The following is a 14,843-nucleotide window of genomic DNA, read 5'->3' as shown; positions in this document are numbered from 1 at the left end:
TCTTCCTGGCGCGTCCGGGTGAATCGGTCCGGTTGTGATGGGGCTGGTGGGAGGAAAGGGCCTCCCGAGGCGCATGATTCTGATGGGTGTCGGCGCCCTGACGCTGCTGGCGATGTCGGGCTGTGGGTCGCTGTCTCCGGGAAATATCCAGGCTCGCCGTCGGATCAAGCAGTCCTTGAAGAGCTTCCCTGCTGTCAAGTCAGTGAACGCGGAGGTGGAATCCAATTTCGAAATAGGTGACTCCTGGACGGTCCTGATCGTTCTCAATGATGATCCCGGGCGAGGAGAGACTCTCGCTGTCCTCAAAGACGCCTATCGTCTGGTCAAAGAGGCTGTGGGGAGGAGTTACGTCAGACTGTCGGCGTCCTGGAAGCAGAATGGCGCCTCTGTGTCGTGGTCTCTCTCGGAGAACGAGCCGAATGAGGCGGCGCTCGATTATCTTCGGGATCTGGCGAAGCCTAGCATGAAGTCCATGGATGGTGGAGGTCGTCATATCTCGGTGAATCGAGGCGAAGTAAAGAAGTTTCCGGATGATGTGATTATGATGCCACGATCCGGCGTCGGTGTGGATGACAGTTTTGATCTTGGTGGCATGACTGTCAAGGTTAATGCCGACACTACTGACTTCAGTTCTGTTCCGCTCCGCGAGGTAGTGGATGCCATCGATTCAAAGTATCGGAAGGAGGCCAGAGTTGAATTGACGGACGATCATCACGTGTATGAGAAACCAACACTCGATGTCTCTGCTTTTGGGACGGTGTTGGATGGCCTCGATGTCGCCGCGGCAGCGAAAGTGCTCAATATCGTCGCAGGGAATCAGGCGCTTCAGTCGCTTTACGTCTCGACCGTGTCGGACCAGAGTTCTGGCGGGACGGAAGGCGTGCGCTTCCAGATGGATGCGGGTACCTTCGATGCCGGATACCCTCCTGAAGAGGGTGCGAAGGTTCGGGCAGCAGCCCGGGAGTCCGCTTCTTAGCCATGACGGGAGTGTGAATCTGATGGTTCCCTGTGACAGGAGAGTGCGGCAGGAGCTCTTGACGCAACGGAGTGGGGTCTGATGAATGCTCGACGTCGTGAGGCGCTGGCGTTCGGCCTCGTGTTCCTTGCTTTCGCAGCGGCCGGGTGCTCGCCCATGGCTATGGCGCGCAAGAGGCGGGAGCGGAAGGTGCATCAGTACCTCTCCGGGCTCGACGCCGTGGCGTCCGTGCGGGTGGAGGTGCACCCGGAGTTCACAGAGCCAGATCGTTGGACCGTGGATGTGCGGCTCAAGGACGATCCGTCCGTGGAATCAGTTGCGACAGTTGTGCGGGACGCCTACGCCAAAGTGCTGAACCTGACCGGAGCCAATGAGGTGAGGATGGTTGTCTCCTGGGTCAAGGGGAAGACCTCCGTCTTCTGCTACCTGCCGATGAAGGATGCCGATAAGGCTGCCTCCGCCACGGTGGAGGCGTTATCGCCCGGCATGGAGCGAGTCCAGATCGAGGAGGAAAGAATCTCCTTCGAGTACCGGACTACTGAGACCCTCCCGGATCATTTCATCCTGCCGCCCAGCTCTGCGGTGCTGCGCCTCGGCTCCCTGAAGGTCGAGCAGAGTATCCTGATTGGACGGTCTCACTGCTTCATCTCCCACGCCAAGGGTAAGGACCTCACATCTGTGCCGGTCAAGCGTGCACTGGAAACCATTCCCTCCGACAAGCGGTACGGAGCGGTCCTGAGCCTGGAGGCGGAGGATTATAACAGTCACCAGGCCCGTCTCATATTCAAGAAATGGGTCAATGACTGGCAGGATGAGGATGTTCAGCCCGACGCTGCGGTTCTTGCCACAGTCCTCGGCAACCAGGTGCTCCAGAGGGTGGAGCTGCTTACCTCGGTGGAAAGTAAGGTCCAGCCCAGGGTGGTTGGCTTTGACATGAAGTCCGGCACTGTGGTCGGCCAGGGAGATCCGCCTGAGAAGGGCGCGCCCATCCTCGCCGCCGCCCAGCAGATGGTAGCCTCCGCATCCTGATGGGGGGTGCAGCCCCGGAGGCGTCTCAGTCTGACGTGCACATGCCAGACATCATCAAGAAAAGGGGAGTGAGGTCGATGAGTATTCGACGTCGTGAGGTGCTGGCATTAGGCGCCGCGTCTCTGGCTTTCACTGTGGGTGGATGCTCGCCGTTCGCTGTTGCACGCAGCAAGAAGAAGAAAAAGGTGCGCAACTACCTTTACGGGCTTGATGGTGTGACATCTGTTGAGATATATCTCAGCCCGAACCTCATGTCCGATGATCGCTGGTCTGTGACTGTGAATCTCAAGGATGATCCTGCGCAGGACTCACTCCTCGCGATCGTTCGGGATGCTCGCAATGAAGTAGTGAATCTGGTTGACAGTGATGAGGTGGGTCTTGAAGTCAGGTGGGTTCAGGGAACGACGTCGATGTCCTGCACCCTGCCGATGAATGATCCCGAGAAGGCGGTGTTGGCCGCCATGAAGGTGGTCTCGTCTGAAATCGAGAGCGTGGGGCTCACTGAGGCGAGTATCACGCTTCGATATTCTGAATTACAGACCCTTCCGGATGACTTCATCCTGCCGAAGACGTCTCCAATCGTGGGCGTTGGTTCACTGAAGACCGAGCAGGATGTCACGGTGAGCTCATCGTATTGTGTCATCACGCACTCAAACGGTGTTGATCTCACTTCTGTGCCGCTCAGGAGAGTGTTGGATGCTATTCCCCCGGATAAGCGATCCGATGGGGCGTTCGTGCGCCTGGATGCGGCTGATGTTGTCAACCATCGGCCCAGTTTGGGCGTCAATGGACTGGGGAAGTATGGGGACGGTGTGGATGTTTCGTCCGCCGCTGCTGTTCTGGCGACGGTCCTCGGCAACCAGACCCTTGAGAGAGTCGAACTGGGCACGCAGATCAATGACGACTACGATTCCAAGACCGTTACCTTCGATATGAAGGCCGGTGCCGTGGTCGGCCAGGGTGACCCGCCTGAGAAGGGTGCGCCCATCCTTGCCGCCGCCCAGCAGGCGGCCTCCTCCTCGTCATGACGGTGGCGGCGGCGTCGAACCGGACGTCAGGACGACGGGGGGCGGACCAAAGGGAGCGCGGCGGGCACCACAGCCCTCTTCGGGCGGGCGTCACTGCCGGCCGGCGGTCTCATCGGTAGCATGAGGCCGGATCACCCAAACCCCGGGAGGAACTGATGCACGAGCCCATCAAGCTGGTCGACCGCGTCCAGGCCATCAACTGGAACCGCCTGACCGACGACAAGGACCTCGAGGTCTGGGACCGCCTCACCGGCAACTTCTGGCTGCCCGAGAAGGTGCCGCTGTCCAATGACGTGCAGTCCTGGGCCACTCTCAACGAGGCCGAGAAGAACATGACCACCCGCGTCTTCACCGGTCTGACGCTGCTGGACACGATCCAGGGCACGGTCGGCGCGGTCTCCCTCATCCCGGACGCCCGCACCCCCCACGAGGAGGCGGTGCTCACCAACATCGCCTTCATGGAGTCGGTCCACGCCCGCTCCTACTCCTCGATCTTCTCCACCCTCATCTCGACGGCGGAGATCGACGAGGCCTTCCGCTGGAGCGAGGAGAACGCGAACCTCCAGCGCAAGGCCCACATCATCCTGGACTACTACCGCGGCGACGACCCCGAGAAGCGCAAGGTCGCCTCCACCATGCTGGAGTCCTTCCTCTTCTACTCCGGCTTCTACGCCCCCATGTACTGGTCCAGCCACGCCAAGCTGACCAACACCGCCGACCTCATCCGCCTCATCATCCGTGACGAGGCCGTCCACGGCTACTACATCGGCTACAAGTACCAGCTGGCCGTGCGCGAGTCCTCCCCCGAGCGCCAGGCCGAGCTCAAGGACTACACCTTCGAGCTGCTCATGGAGCTCTACGACAACGAGGAGCAGTACACCGAGGACCTCTACGACGAGCTCGGCCTGACCGAGGACGTCAAGAAGTTCCTGCGCTACAACGCCAACAAGGCCCTCATGAACCTGGGCTACGAGGCGCTGTTCCCGGCCGACGCCGTCGACGTCAACCCGGCGATCCTCGCCTCCTTGTCCCCCAACGCCGACGAGAACCACGACTTCTTCTCCGGCTCGGGTTCCTCCTACGTCATGGGCACGGCCGAGGCCACCCAGGACGAGGACTGGGACTTCTGAGGGGCAGGTAGACGGAGACGGGGAGGGCTCCCCCGGGTAGCCTCCCCATGGCAGAGGGCTCGCGCATGGTGCACACTTTCGCCATTCCCAACGTGCCAGAAAGGAATCCCCATGCGCTCCTCTGTCAAAGTCCTCTCCGTTGCCGCCGCCCTTGCCATGGCAGTCGGACTGTCCGCCTGCGATGAGCAGGAGGTCTCTCAGCCCTCGGCCAGCGCCTCCTCGTCGGCCTCCGCCAAGGCGGACTCGGACGACTCGGATGCATCCCCCTCCGAGGACTCCAAGGATGCCAAGGAAGACAAGGACTCCAAGGGCTCCAAGAGCAAGAGTGGTGAGACCACTAAGTCCGGCTCCACCATTCAGAACATCAAGCCGGTGACCTTCAAGGACGAGGAGATCGGTCTCACCCAGACCTGTGACAAGGTGGTCGAGGACTACGCCGCACCGAAGCTCAAGCAGAAAGGTAAGACAGACACCGTCTACCTGCTTCACTGCACGCTCGATTTCAACGGAGACATCGCCTACAGCAGCACGCTCTCAGACTCCACCTCGCTCCGGGACAAAACATCATCCAAGCCCAAGACGGTTCAGTACGGAGCAAACGTGGCCGACGACCTGAAGGACGACGGTCTTGACGTGATTGACACCGAGGACGCCGGCTCCACTCACGTTGAGGGCTGGTTCGCCTACGTCGCCGTGTCAGACTCGACCAAGCTGAAGCCCTTCTCCGAGGGCACCACCAGCATCGCCTACGACCGCGCAGCCGGAAAGGGCACCCAGTCCGGCAAGCAGTACTCGGCCTACTCCGACACCCAGGACCTCGTGCTCAAGTAGGACGGATCCGATTCTCTTTCCAGTGCCGTCGGGCCTTCTGAGGACTGTTGTCGTCTCATTTCTCTGACGGAGTTCAAGATAAGGGGCTATGGTGCCATTCGTGGCACTGTAGCCCCTTGTTCCTCGTTGGCGGGGCCTCGCCCCTTCGTCTTCGTCGCGATGCGGGCAGGGCCACGAGGCATTCCCCCGGAACGTCTCTGGCGGACGGCGCAGCGTCAGGTTGTCTGTAGTGACCCAGAAAGGTGCTTCCATGCGTTCCACGATCAAGACTGTCGCAGCGGTGGCCGTCCTGGCCCTGTCTCTTGGCCTGTCTGCCTGCGGCGACCAGGGAGCCAGGACGGACTCGGATAAATCAAGCAGGACAACGGCTTCGCAGGCAAGCGATGACAAGTCCCCCAAGGCTGACTCCGACGCGTCAGAGTCAGCCTCGAGCAAGGAATCGTCTGCCCCTACCGGCTCGACGTCGAGCTCGAGCAGTGCGAAGGCCTCCTCGCCTCAGGGCGGTGAGACGCTGCCCACCGGTGAGAAGGTGGAGAGCATTGATCCCATTGTCATCAAGGACCAGGCAATCGGGCTGACCCAGACCTGCGACAAAATCGTCTACGACTACTCGGCCCCCACCTTCAAGGCGACGGAGAAGGGCAGCCAGGACAGGATCTTCCTGCTTCACTGCACGATGGAGTTCAGCGGTGAGGTCACTTACAGCGGCAAGGTCACCGCCTTCCAGAAGATCCAGTCCAAGGAGAAGGACTACCTCAGCGCTGACGTGAGTGCCTCCCTGGTCGAGCAGGACCTCAAGGACGCCGGCCTCGAGCCGGTGGGTGCAGGCACGGCATCCACGGGATCCAAGAGCGTTGACGGATGGGTCCCCTTCGTGGCCCAGCCGGTGCGGGGCAAGAACGACTACCTGACGCGGGACAACATGGTGTTCGTCTATAACCGTCCGGCAACGACCTTCGACGGCAGCGGGAAGACCTACGAGGCCTACTCCGACCGGCACGACATCGTCATCAAGTAGCTCTTCCGCACGCCCGGCCACTCAAGGACGACGCCGTCGTGGACCGTCCGTCACCGGCGGCGGTTCACGACGCGCAGTCGGCTCCCGGCGTGCCTCGACTTCGGTAACGTGTTGTCATGACGTCATCCGAGGTGACTCGCCCCCGTCCGACGGCGCCGCCCGTCTACCGGGACGGCCCGTCCAAGATGTCGGAGGTCGACGCCCGCTCCTGGAGCGTCGACGACGTCCTCGACGCCGTCTTCTTCGCCATCGCCGCCGTCGCCACGCTGTGGCTGGCCTGGCTGCTCATCGGCTCAGGCTGGCACCTCAATGCGGTGCTCGTGGTCAACTCCCTGCTGTTCTGGGCGGTCCTGGCCTACCTCGCCCTGCCGCGCCTCCACCAGGTCCTCACCTGGCTCTACGTCCCCGACTACTTCATCGGCCGCACCCGCACCCCCGACGGGCTCCTGGGCGACCCCGTCAACCTCGCCGTCAAGGGCGACGAGGAGGACATACACGAGGCGATGATCGCGGCCGGCTGGGTGCGCGCCGACCCCATCACCCTGCGCTCCTCCTGGCGCATCATCGTCTCCTCGCTGCTGCGCCGCTCCTACCCGGCCGCCCCCGTCTCCAACCTCATGCTCTTCGGACGCAAGCAGAGCTTCGCCTACCAGAAGGAGGTCGAGGGCAACCCCGCCCAGCGCCACCACGTCCGCTTCTGGTACTGCCCGCCCGGCTGGTCGCTGCCCGGCGGCGGGCACGTGGACTGGCTGGCCGCCGCCACCTACGACCGCGCCGTCGGCCTGAGCGTCCTCACCCTGCAGGTCACCCACAAGATCGACGCCGACATCGACATTGAGCGCAACTACGTCGTCGACGACGTCCGCTGGGCCAACGAGACCGCCGAGCTCCAGATCTGGCCGGACGTCTTCACCTCCTACCACGACAAGAACGGGGGAGGGGACCGGGTGGTCACCGACGGCGCCCTCCACGTGCTCGACCTCAACGAGGTCGTCCCCGGGTCCGACGCCGGCCTCTCCCTGCAGCAGGCCCGCCTGGCCGACCTCCAAGCCCGACGGCGCCGTCCCAGCCAGCTCGTCATCGCCCTGGTGCTCATCGGGCTCATGGTGGCGGTCGAGATCCTGCGCGTCGCCCGCACCGACATCACCCAGGTACTGGAGACCGCCCCGATCCCCGAGGAGGACCCGGGGGTGGTCACCGCCGTCGTCGTCCTCATCGCCATGGTGTCAGCCGGACTGACGATCCTGACTGCCACCCTGGGAGTGGCGGCCTGGCACGGGCACCCGCGCGGCCGCATCGCCCTCATGGCGACCCTCGTCCTGGGCATTGTCACTGACATGGGTCAGGTCTCCAGCCTTGGTGTTCGGCAGGCGACTGTCGGCCTGGTCGTCACCAGCGCGCTCCAGGTCCTGGCTCTGTTGGCGCTCTCGGCCCGGCAGGTCCACCAGTGGGAGCGCGCCCGCAAGGAGGAGCGTCTTGCCGGCCGCGCGAGCGCACGGGGTGAGCGGGTGGCAGTTAGGCTGGGTTCATGAGCGAGTACCTGGCAGGGCCGCAGGACAATGGCGCCGGCGGCGCGGAGCCGGCGAGTCTGTCCGGCCTGCGCACCAGCCACGTCAGTCACGTCGATGAGTCCCGTCCCGTCGACGGCGACCGCGAGCACGTGCGCTTCGGCATCCCCTTCAACGGGGTCCTGCCCATCTGGCACGACGACGCGACCATCACCTGGCACCGGCCCGCTGACGACACCGACCTGTCCACCGTCCTGGGCATGGGGCTGGTGGAGTCCGAGCCCGGCCCCGCTCAGGCCCCGGCCGGGTGGCAGGAGCGCGTCGAGACCGGCGTCCTCACCGACTCCGGCCGCCTCCTGCTGCTCAAGGCGGCCACGCCGTCGGGCCGCCGCGCCATCAACGACCCCGGTGATGGCGCCCCCATCCCCCTGGAGGCGCCGCTGGGCTACGCGGAGGCCATGGAGGGGGTCTTCGACATCGTCGGCTTCGGCATCCATATCGGCCGCGTCATGCTGCGCGCCGCCCGCGACGGCGGCATCATCCTGTTCACCCTGCGTGCGCCGCGCGACCCCGAGCCGCACCACATCCTGTCCGTGCCCGCACAGGTCGACGACCACGGCGTCATGAGCTTCCACCTGGGGACCCTGCAGGAGATGGAGGGCGGCGCCTGGGACTCCGCCACCCACCGGGACGGCATGGCCCTGCTCGACCTCACCATCCCCTACTCCGACCTCGTGGCCGAGGCCGGCCCCAACGGCGAGGAGGGCCTCGACGCCGACAGCGTCCTGGAGATGGCGCAGCCAGTCGTCCAGTGCATCCTCAAACCCGGCTACCCCTTCGCCCTGGGGGCCTCCATCCTCCTGCCGCAGGCCGGCTGAGCCGAGGGCGGGTCGCAGGCCGGGCTGGAGTCGGTGCTGCGGTTCGCGCCGAGGACGTACTTTCCGATCGAGGACTGCGTTGTCCTCCAGGCTACTGGGCTCTCCCCGCAGTCATCTGGGGGAGAGCGCAGTCCTGGTACCGAAAGTAAGTCCTCGATGGGGTCGGCGGCTCCCGCAGCGAGGCTGGCCGGGCCGGCGTCGCGCCGCGCTCAGGCGGCCGGCGGGGCGGTCGAGCCGCGCACGAGGAGCTCGGTGGGGATGATGACGCTGCGGCCGCCGTCCCGGATCCCGGAGCCCGCCTGCTCCAACACCAGGCTCACCATCTCGCGGCCGTGCCGCTTGAAGTCCTGACGCACGGTGGTCAGCGGCGGGAAGGTGTACTCGCCCACGGCCAGGCCGTCGAAGCCGACCACCGAGACGTCGGCGGGAACCTGCCTGCCCTGCTCGTGCATGGCTCGGATGAGTCCCAGGGCCAGCTCGTCATTGGCGCAGAAGACGGCCGTCACCTCCGGGTCCGCGGCCAGGCGCAGGCCGGCCTCATAGCCCGCCGCGGCCTCCCAGCCGCCGGCCACCGCCTCAGGGACGTTCCTGCCGGCCTCCCGCAGGGTCCTGGCCCAGGTGGCCTTGCGGATGAGGGCTGACTGGGAGTCCTCGGGCCCGCACACGTGGTGGACGGTGCGGTGCCCCAGCTCCAGAAGGTGCGTGACGGCGTTGCGCACCCCGCCGACCTGGTCGGCGCTGGCCGAGGGGTAGTAGTCCACGAGCGTGGAGTCCGAGACCGCCACCGGCATCGAGGGCGGCAGGGCCAGCTGCTCACGCCCCGCCCGCCCGGCCTGCACGACGACGAGCCCGTCGATGGCCTGGTGGGAGAGCCTGTAGACGGCCTCACGCAGCTCCTCGGAGGCGGGGTGCTCCACCTGGACGAGGTTGACGGCGTAGTCGACGGCGGTGGCGGCCTCCAGCACGCCCGCGGTGGTCAGGGCCTCCCCAGTGCGCTGGATCTGCTGGGTCAGCACGCCGATCGTCTTGAAGGAGCCGCGGCGCAGGGCCTGGGCGGCGCGGTTGGGGGAGTAGCCGAGCTGGTTCATCGCACGCAGGACCCGTTCGCGGGTGTCGGGCCGGACGTGCTCCGAGCCCGCCGCCACGCGGGACACCGTCTGAGCGGAGACTCCCGCCAGGCGGGCCACGTCGCTCATCGACGGCGCTCCCTGCGCGCCCCGGCTCTGCCCTGGCATGGCGAGAGGCTATCAGGAGCGTCAGGGGCCTCCACATCCTGACGTTGTGGTGACGTTATCACAATTATCCTCCTCAGGGAGTGATGAACCTAGGAATTGTCGTTGATATGCCTAGCGGAGCAGGCTTCCATCTAGTATGTTAACGTCACCACGCAGACGTCGCACCGCTGCGCGTCCTCTGTTCCCGTCAACCCCTGGGGAGCCGAACAATGATCGTTCCGAGACACTTCGAGGATCTCGGTGTCCTCCACGAACACACGCTGCCGCCACGCTCCTACTACGTGCCCGCATCCCGTCCCATCGCCACCAGCCCCTGGAGGCGGGAGGACTCCGACCGTTTCCACCTGCTCAGCGGCCAGTGGGCCTTCCGCTACCTGCCCAGCATCCACGAGCTGACCGAGCCCTTCTGGGAGCAGAGCGCCCCCACCGCCACGGCCGACGGCGACGAGCCGAGCCAGGCGATCCCCGCCCGCCTCCCGGAGGGCTTCACCATGATTCGGGTGCCCAGCACCTGGCAGCACCTGGGCTATGACCACCACCAGTACACCAACGTCCGCTACCCCATCCCCTTCGATCCGCCCTACGTCCCCCAGGACAACCCCTGCGGCGCCTACATCCGCGACTTCGACTACACCCCGGACCCCGCCGCCCCCAGCACCTACCTGACTTTCGAGGGCGTGGACTCCTGCTTCTACGTGTGGCTCAACGGCACCTACGTCGGCTACAGCCAGGTCTCCCACGCCTCCGCAGAGTTCGACGTCACCGAGCTCGTCCGCCCCGGCGCCAACCGCCTGGCCGTCCTGGTGCTCAAGTGGTGCGACGGCACCTACCTGGAGGACCAGGACAAGTTCCGCACCAGCGGCATCTTCCGCGACGTCTACCTCCTGAGCCGCCCGGCCGCCGTCCTGTTCGACTACGTCACCACCACCTCGCTCGGCCCGCTGGCCGGCACCGGCCTCGACGCCGCCCCGGCCACCGCCCTGGTCAGGATCCAGGGCGCCTACCGGGGCGGGGCCGTCCCCACCTGCGTCGAGCTCATCGACCACGACGGCGCCGTGGTGGCCGCCGGCGAGCTGGAGCCCTTCGCCGGCGACGACGGCTACACCCACCGCGCCCGGCTCACCGTCGAGGCCCCCCACCTGTGGAGCGCTGAGGACCCCTACCTCTACACCCTGGTCATCACCACGCCGGGTGAGGTCATCACCGACCGGGTGGGCATCCGCGAGGTCGCGGCGAGCGACGCCGTCGTGCACCTCAACGGTCGGCCCATCACCCTGCGCGGCGTCAACCGGCACGACTCCGACCCGGTCACCGGACCCGTCGTCGACCTGGAGCACATGCTGTGGGACCTGCGCCTGATGAAGGAGCACAACATCAACGCGGTGCGCAGCTCCCACTACCCCAACGACCCGCGCTTCTACCAGCTGTGCGACGAGCACGGCTTCTACGTCATGTCCGAGGCCGACAACGAGAGCCACGGCACCCAGAGCCGCTTCCTGGCCGACCCCTCCTGGGACAACCAGGTCGAGCACTGGAACGAGCCCATCGCCGACAACCCCGAGTGGACCCAGGCCACTGTCGACCGCATGAGGCTGTGCGTCCACCGCGAGAAGAACCGCCCCAGCATCATCTCCTGGTCCGCCGGCAACGAGTGCTCCTACGGCTGCACCCTCGAGGCGGCGCTCTTCTGGGCCAAGGATTTCGACCCCACGCGGCTGACCCACTACGAGAGCTCCTACTACCGGGACTCCAAGCGCCGCTACGACTACTCCTGCATCGACCTGTACAGCCGCATGTACCCGGCCATCGAGGAGATCCGCGACTACCTGGACTCCGACCCCGACAAGCCCTTCATCCTCGTGGAGTACTGCCACGCCATGGGCAACAGCCCCGGTGACCTCGAGGACTACTGGGAGATCATCCGGGCCGACGAGCGCATGTGCGGAGGCTTCGTGTGGGAGTGGTGCGACCACGCGGTCACCGCCGGGACCAGCGAGGACGGCCGGCCGATCCAGCTCTACGGCGGCGACCACGACGAGGCCGTCCACGACGGCAACTTCTGCGTCGACGGGCTCGTCTCGCCCGACCGCGTCCCCCACCCCGGCCTGGCCGAGCTCAAGAACGTCCAGCGCCCCGCCCGCGTCGTCGAGTACGACCAGGAGGAGGGCCTGCTCACCATCCACAACGACCTCGACCACACCGACCTGTCCCAGTACCTGCGCATCTCCTACGAGGTGCGCTGCGACGGCGTCGTCGTGGACCGCGAGGACCTTGACCTGGTGGAGCCCGTCCCACCGCACACGAGCGTCATGCTGCGCTGCGAACCGAAGGTCCCGCCCACCGGGCGCTGCCACCTGCTGGTCACCTACCGGCTCGCCCGCCCCGACACGCTGCGGGCCGCCGGCCACATCCTGGGCTTCGACGAGATCGCCCTGCGCAACGCCGACAGACGCCACCGGTGGGTCGCCGCGCTCGCCGACCGCCCCATCGGCGAGACCCGCCTGCCGGTCAGGCGGGAAGGCACCCGGATCGAGGTCGACAGTGACGGGCTCAGCTGTGCCATCGACACGCGCACCGGCCTGCCCGTGTCCCTGTCCTCGGAGGGCCGCGAGCTCCTTCAGCGCCCGGTGGAGCTCAACATCTGGCGGGCACCCACCGACAACGACCGCCACGCGCGCCTGGAGTGGGAGCGCGCCCACTACCACCAGGCCGTGGCCCGCGCCTACGGCGTCGAGGTCGACGAGGAGCCCGGGTGCGTCACCGTTAGTGCCGACGTCGGCCTCGTGGCGCCCTCGGTCCAGCCGGCCCTGCGCGGACGGCTCATCTGGACCCTCACCGACGACGGCGTCCTGAGCCTGAGCCTGCGACTGCGCCGGACGCTGGGCTTCCCCAGTCTGCCGCGCCTGGGACTGCGCCTCTTCCTGCCCGAGTCCATGAGCCAGGTCGACTACTACGGCCTGGGCCCGCAGGAGAGCTACATCGACAAGCACCGCGCCAGCTACCACGGGGCCTTCAGCGCCGACGTCGTCGACCTCCACGAGGACTACATCAGGCCCCAGGAGAACGGCAGCCACGCCGACTGCAACAAGGTCCTCCTCTCCGGAGGCGGGCTGAGCCTGGCGGCCGTCGGGCCGACCCCCTTCTCCTTCAACGCCTCCCGCTACACGCAGGAGGAGCTGGCCGCGCGGCGCCGCAACACCGAGCTGACGCCGTCGGGCAGCACCGTCCTGTGCCTGGACGCCGCCATGGCCGGCATCGGATCCAACAGCTGCGGGCCCGCCCTGCGGCCCCGCTACCAGGTCGACAGCCAGGAGCTGGGGATGGAGCTCCATCTCCTGCTCAACCCCCTCATCACCCACACCAGCACTCACACCAGCACTCACAATGAGGTGAAGCCATGAGCAGCGACTCCGCCGGCAAGAAGGTCGGCGCCCCCACCGCAGGAAGCGGGCTGGAGGCGGCCAGCGAGAGGAAGTACCTGAAGTGGTACAACAAGGTGGGCTACGGGTCGGGCGACGTCGCCGGCAACGTCGTCTACGTCCTGCTGTCCGCCTTCGTCATGATCTACCTGACGGACACCGCCGGGCTGAATGCGGGCGTCGTCGGCACGCTCATGATGGTCTCCCGGCTCTTCGACGGATTCTCCGACATCATCTTCGGGGCGCTGCTGGACCGCACCAACACGCGGTTGGGCAAGGCCCGCCCGTGGATGCTGTGGGGATTCGTGGGCTGTGCCGCCATGCTCATCGCGATCTTCGCGATCCCCACGAGTCTGGGGGACACCGCCAAGTACGCCTGGTTCTTCATCGCCTATACGCTGCTCAATGCCGTCTTCTTCACGGCCAACAACATCGCCTACTCCTCGCTGACCGCCCTCATCACCCGCAACGGGGCTGAGCGCGTGCAGATGGGCTCCATCCGCTTCATGTTCGCCTTCGGGACGAACCTGCTCATCCAGAGCATCACCGTCGGCGGTGTGGCCCTGTTCGGCGGCGGCGCCGTCGGCTGGCGGACGATGGCGATCCTCTACGCGCTGCTCGGCCTGGCGGTCAACACGCTCTCGGTGTTCTCGGTCAAGGAGCTGCCGCCCGAGGAGCTGGTGGGTGAGGAGGAGCTCCAGGAGGACAAGCTCTCGGTGGCGGAGTCGGCCAAGATGCTGGTGTCCAACAAGTACTACCTCATCATCCTCATCGTCTTCCTGCTCACCCAGATCTTCACGGCGATGCTCAACATGGGCATCTACTTCATGAAGTACGTCCTGGGCGACGCGGACCTGCTGAAGACCTTCGCCTGGTCCATCAACATCCCGCTCATGATCGGGCTCCTCATCACACCGCTGGTGGTGAGTCGCTTCGGGAGCATGTACCGAATCAACATCATCGGCTACGTCATCGCGACCCTGGGGCGGCTCGGGGTGCTCGTGGCCGCCTACATGAACAGCCTCCCGCTCATGCTGATCCTCTCCGGGGTCGCGGCCCTGGGTATGAGCTCGTTGCAGGGCACGCTCAACGCCCTCATCGCCGAGGCCTCGGAGCACACCTGGCTGCGCACCGGCAAGCGCATCGACGGGCTCATGTTCTCCTGCACGTCGCTCGGTGTGAAGGTGGGCGGCGGGCTCGGCACGGCCCTGTCCGGGTGGCTGCTGGCCGCCTCCGGCTACGACGGGGACCTCAAGGTCCAGCCGGAGTCCGCCATCCAGATGATCTACATCATGTACGTGTGGCTGCCGCTCGCGGCCAACGCCCTCATCCTCGTCCTGCTCATGCGGCTCGACGTCGAGAAGGTCAACACCCGGCTCAAGGAGGAGGCCGACGCGCGGGCCGAGGTGGAGGTCGGCGTCGGGGCGAGCGGCGGGGGCTCCGTGACTGCTGGGCGGACCAGTGACATCGTCGGTGGTGGCGACGTCATCGGGAGCCCGGATGGCACGGCGGGCACCTCGGAGAGCGAGGACTCGAAGAGCTGAGGCTGCGCGAGCGGCTTGACTCACGGGTGGGGGCGAGGCTGAGGCGACATGGACGGCGCTCCTCGCCCCCGCCCGCGTGCAGTAAGCAGGCCCGTAGGCGGCTCGGGCGGGCCGGAGCGGTGGCTGCGGTTCGCGCCCGGGACTTACTTTCCGATCGAGGACTGCGTTGTCCTCCAGGCTACTGGGGTCTCCCCGCAGTCATATGGGGGAGAACGCAGTCCTGGTGGCGAAAGTACGTCCTCGATGG

General features: G+C 66.0%; 11 protein-coding genes. 10 read left to right on the top strand and 1 reads right to left on the bottom strand.

Annotated elements, in window-relative coordinates:
• Window positions 1-73: 73 nt before the first annotated feature.
• The 8 genes from HMPREF2883_RS11650 (at window position 74) to HMPREF2883_RS11615 (ending at window position 8,398) form a co-directional block, all read left to right on the top strand.
• Complete coding sequence (locus HMPREF2883_RS11650; RefSeq protein WP_256277466.1) at window positions 74-976, top strand: hypothetical protein; 903 nt, start codon at window positions 74-76, stop codon at window positions 974-976.
• An 81-nt stretch (window positions 977-1,057) separates the two neighbouring features.
• Window positions 1,058-2,005: a hypothetical protein gene (locus HMPREF2883_RS11645; RefSeq protein ID WP_070662635.1), complete on the top strand. Its 948-nt coding sequence runs from the start codon at window positions 1,058-1,060 to the stop codon at window positions 2,003-2,005.
• 77 nt (window positions 2,006-2,082) lie between these two features.
• A complete protein-coding gene (locus HMPREF2883_RS11640) occupies window positions 2,083-3,033 on the top strand; it encodes a hypothetical protein (RefSeq protein WP_070662761.1) in 951 nt (316 codons plus the stop codon).
• 155 nt (window positions 3,034-3,188) lie between these two features.
• Window positions 3,189-4,163: a class 1b ribonucleoside-diphosphate reductase subunit beta gene (nrdF, locus tag HMPREF2883_RS11635; protein ID WP_070662632.1), complete on the top strand. Its 975-nt coding sequence runs from the start codon at window positions 3,189-3,191 to the stop codon at window positions 4,161-4,163.
• A 111-nt stretch (window positions 4,164-4,274) separates the two neighbouring features.
• Window positions 4,275-4,994, top strand: a complete 720-nt coding sequence (locus tag HMPREF2883_RS11630) for a hypothetical protein (protein ID WP_070662630.1) — start codon at window positions 4,275-4,277, stop codon at window positions 4,992-4,994.
• 250 nt (window positions 4,995-5,244) lie between these two features.
• On the top strand, window positions 5,245-6,012 hold the full coding sequence (locus HMPREF2883_RS11625; RefSeq protein ID WP_070662622.1) for a hypothetical protein: 768 nt from the start codon (window positions 5,245-5,247) through the stop codon (window positions 6,010-6,012).
• 116 nt (window positions 6,013-6,128) lie between these two features.
• On the top strand, window positions 6,129-7,544 hold the full coding sequence (locus HMPREF2883_RS11620; RefSeq protein ID WP_070662619.1) for an LssY C-terminal domain-containing protein: 1,416 nt from the start codon (window positions 6,129-6,131) through the stop codon (window positions 7,542-7,544).
• Window positions 7,541-8,398 carry a hypothetical protein gene (locus HMPREF2883_RS11615; RefSeq protein ID WP_256277465.1) on the top strand — a complete coding sequence of 286 codons (858 nt, stop codon included), beginning with the start codon at window positions 7,541-7,543 and terminating at the stop codon, window positions 8,396-8,398. Before HMPREF2883_RS11620 ends, HMPREF2883_RS11615 begins: the two co-directional genes overlap by 4 nt.
• A 209-nt stretch (window positions 8,399-8,607) precedes the next feature.
• Here HMPREF2883_RS11615 and HMPREF2883_RS11610 read toward each other — a convergent pair whose 3' ends face one another.
• Complete coding sequence (locus HMPREF2883_RS11610) at window positions 8,608-9,594, bottom strand: LacI family DNA-binding transcriptional regulator (protein ID WP_070662617.1); 987 nt, start codon at window positions 9,592-9,594, stop codon at window positions 8,608-8,610.
• A gap of 248 nt (window positions 9,595-9,842) precedes the next feature.
• Here HMPREF2883_RS11610 and HMPREF2883_RS11605 point away from each other — a divergent pair, with 248 nt between their 5' ends.
• Both HMPREF2883_RS11605 and HMPREF2883_RS11600 read left to right on the top strand, forming a co-directional pair.
• A complete protein-coding gene (locus tag HMPREF2883_RS11605) occupies window positions 9,843-13,034 on the top strand; it encodes a glycoside hydrolase family 2 TIM barrel-domain containing protein (protein ID WP_070662614.1) in 3,192 nt (1,063 codons plus the stop codon).
• The gene (locus HMPREF2883_RS11600; protein ID WP_070662611.1) at window positions 13,031-14,596 is read left to right on the top strand and encodes an MFS transporter; all 1,566 of its coding nucleotides are present in this window, start codon (window positions 13,031-13,033) and stop codon (window positions 14,594-14,596) included. Before HMPREF2883_RS11605 ends, HMPREF2883_RS11600 begins: the two co-directional genes overlap by 4 nt.
• The last annotated feature ends 247 nt before the right edge of the window (window positions 14,597-14,843 follow it).

Origin of the sequence: Actinomyces sp. HMSC075C01, from assembly GCF_001812965.1 — a bacterium.
GTDB classification, from domain to species: domain Bacteria; phylum Actinomycetota; class Actinomycetes; order Actinomycetales; family Actinomycetaceae; genus Actinomyces; species Actinomyces acetigenes.
This window is presented reverse-complemented; position numbering and strand designations above follow the sequence as displayed.

Coding starts and splice junctions, on each gene's coding strand:
- HMPREF2883_RS11650 (WP_256277466.1), top strand. CDS start 74: ATGATTCTGATGGGTGTCGGCGCCCTGACGCTGCTGGCGATGTCGGGC.
- HMPREF2883_RS11645 (WP_070662635.1), top strand. CDS start 1,058: ATGAATGCTCGACGTCGTGAGGCGCTGGCGTTCGGCCTCGTGTTCCTT.
- HMPREF2883_RS11640 (WP_070662761.1), top strand. CDS start 2,083: ATGAGTATTCGACGTCGTGAGGTGCTGGCATTAGGCGCCGCGTCTCTG.
- nrdF (WP_070662632.1), top strand. CDS start 3,189: ATGCACGAGCCCATCAAGCTGGTCGACCGCGTCCAGGCCATCAACTGG.
- HMPREF2883_RS11630 (WP_070662630.1), top strand. CDS start 4,275: ATGCGCTCCTCTGTCAAAGTCCTCTCCGTTGCCGCCGCCCTTGCCATG.
- HMPREF2883_RS11625 (WP_070662622.1), top strand. CDS start 5,245: ATGCGTTCCACGATCAAGACTGTCGCAGCGGTGGCCGTCCTGGCCCTG.
- HMPREF2883_RS11620 (WP_070662619.1), top strand. CDS start 6,129: ATGACGTCATCCGAGGTGACTCGCCCCCGTCCGACGGCGCCGCCCGTC.
- HMPREF2883_RS11615 (WP_256277465.1), top strand. CDS start 7,541: ATGAGCGAGTACCTGGCAGGGCCGCAGGACAATGGCGCCGGCGGCGCG.
- HMPREF2883_RS11610 (WP_070662617.1), bottom strand. CDS start 9,594: ATGAGCGACGTGGCCCGCCTGGCGGGAGTCTCCGCTCAGACGGTGTCC.
- HMPREF2883_RS11605 (WP_070662614.1), top strand. CDS start 9,843: ATGATCGTTCCGAGACACTTCGAGGATCTCGGTGTCCTCCACGAACAC.
- HMPREF2883_RS11600 (WP_070662611.1), top strand. CDS start 13,031: ATGAGCAGCGACTCCGCCGGCAAGAAGGTCGGCGCCCCCACCGCAGGA.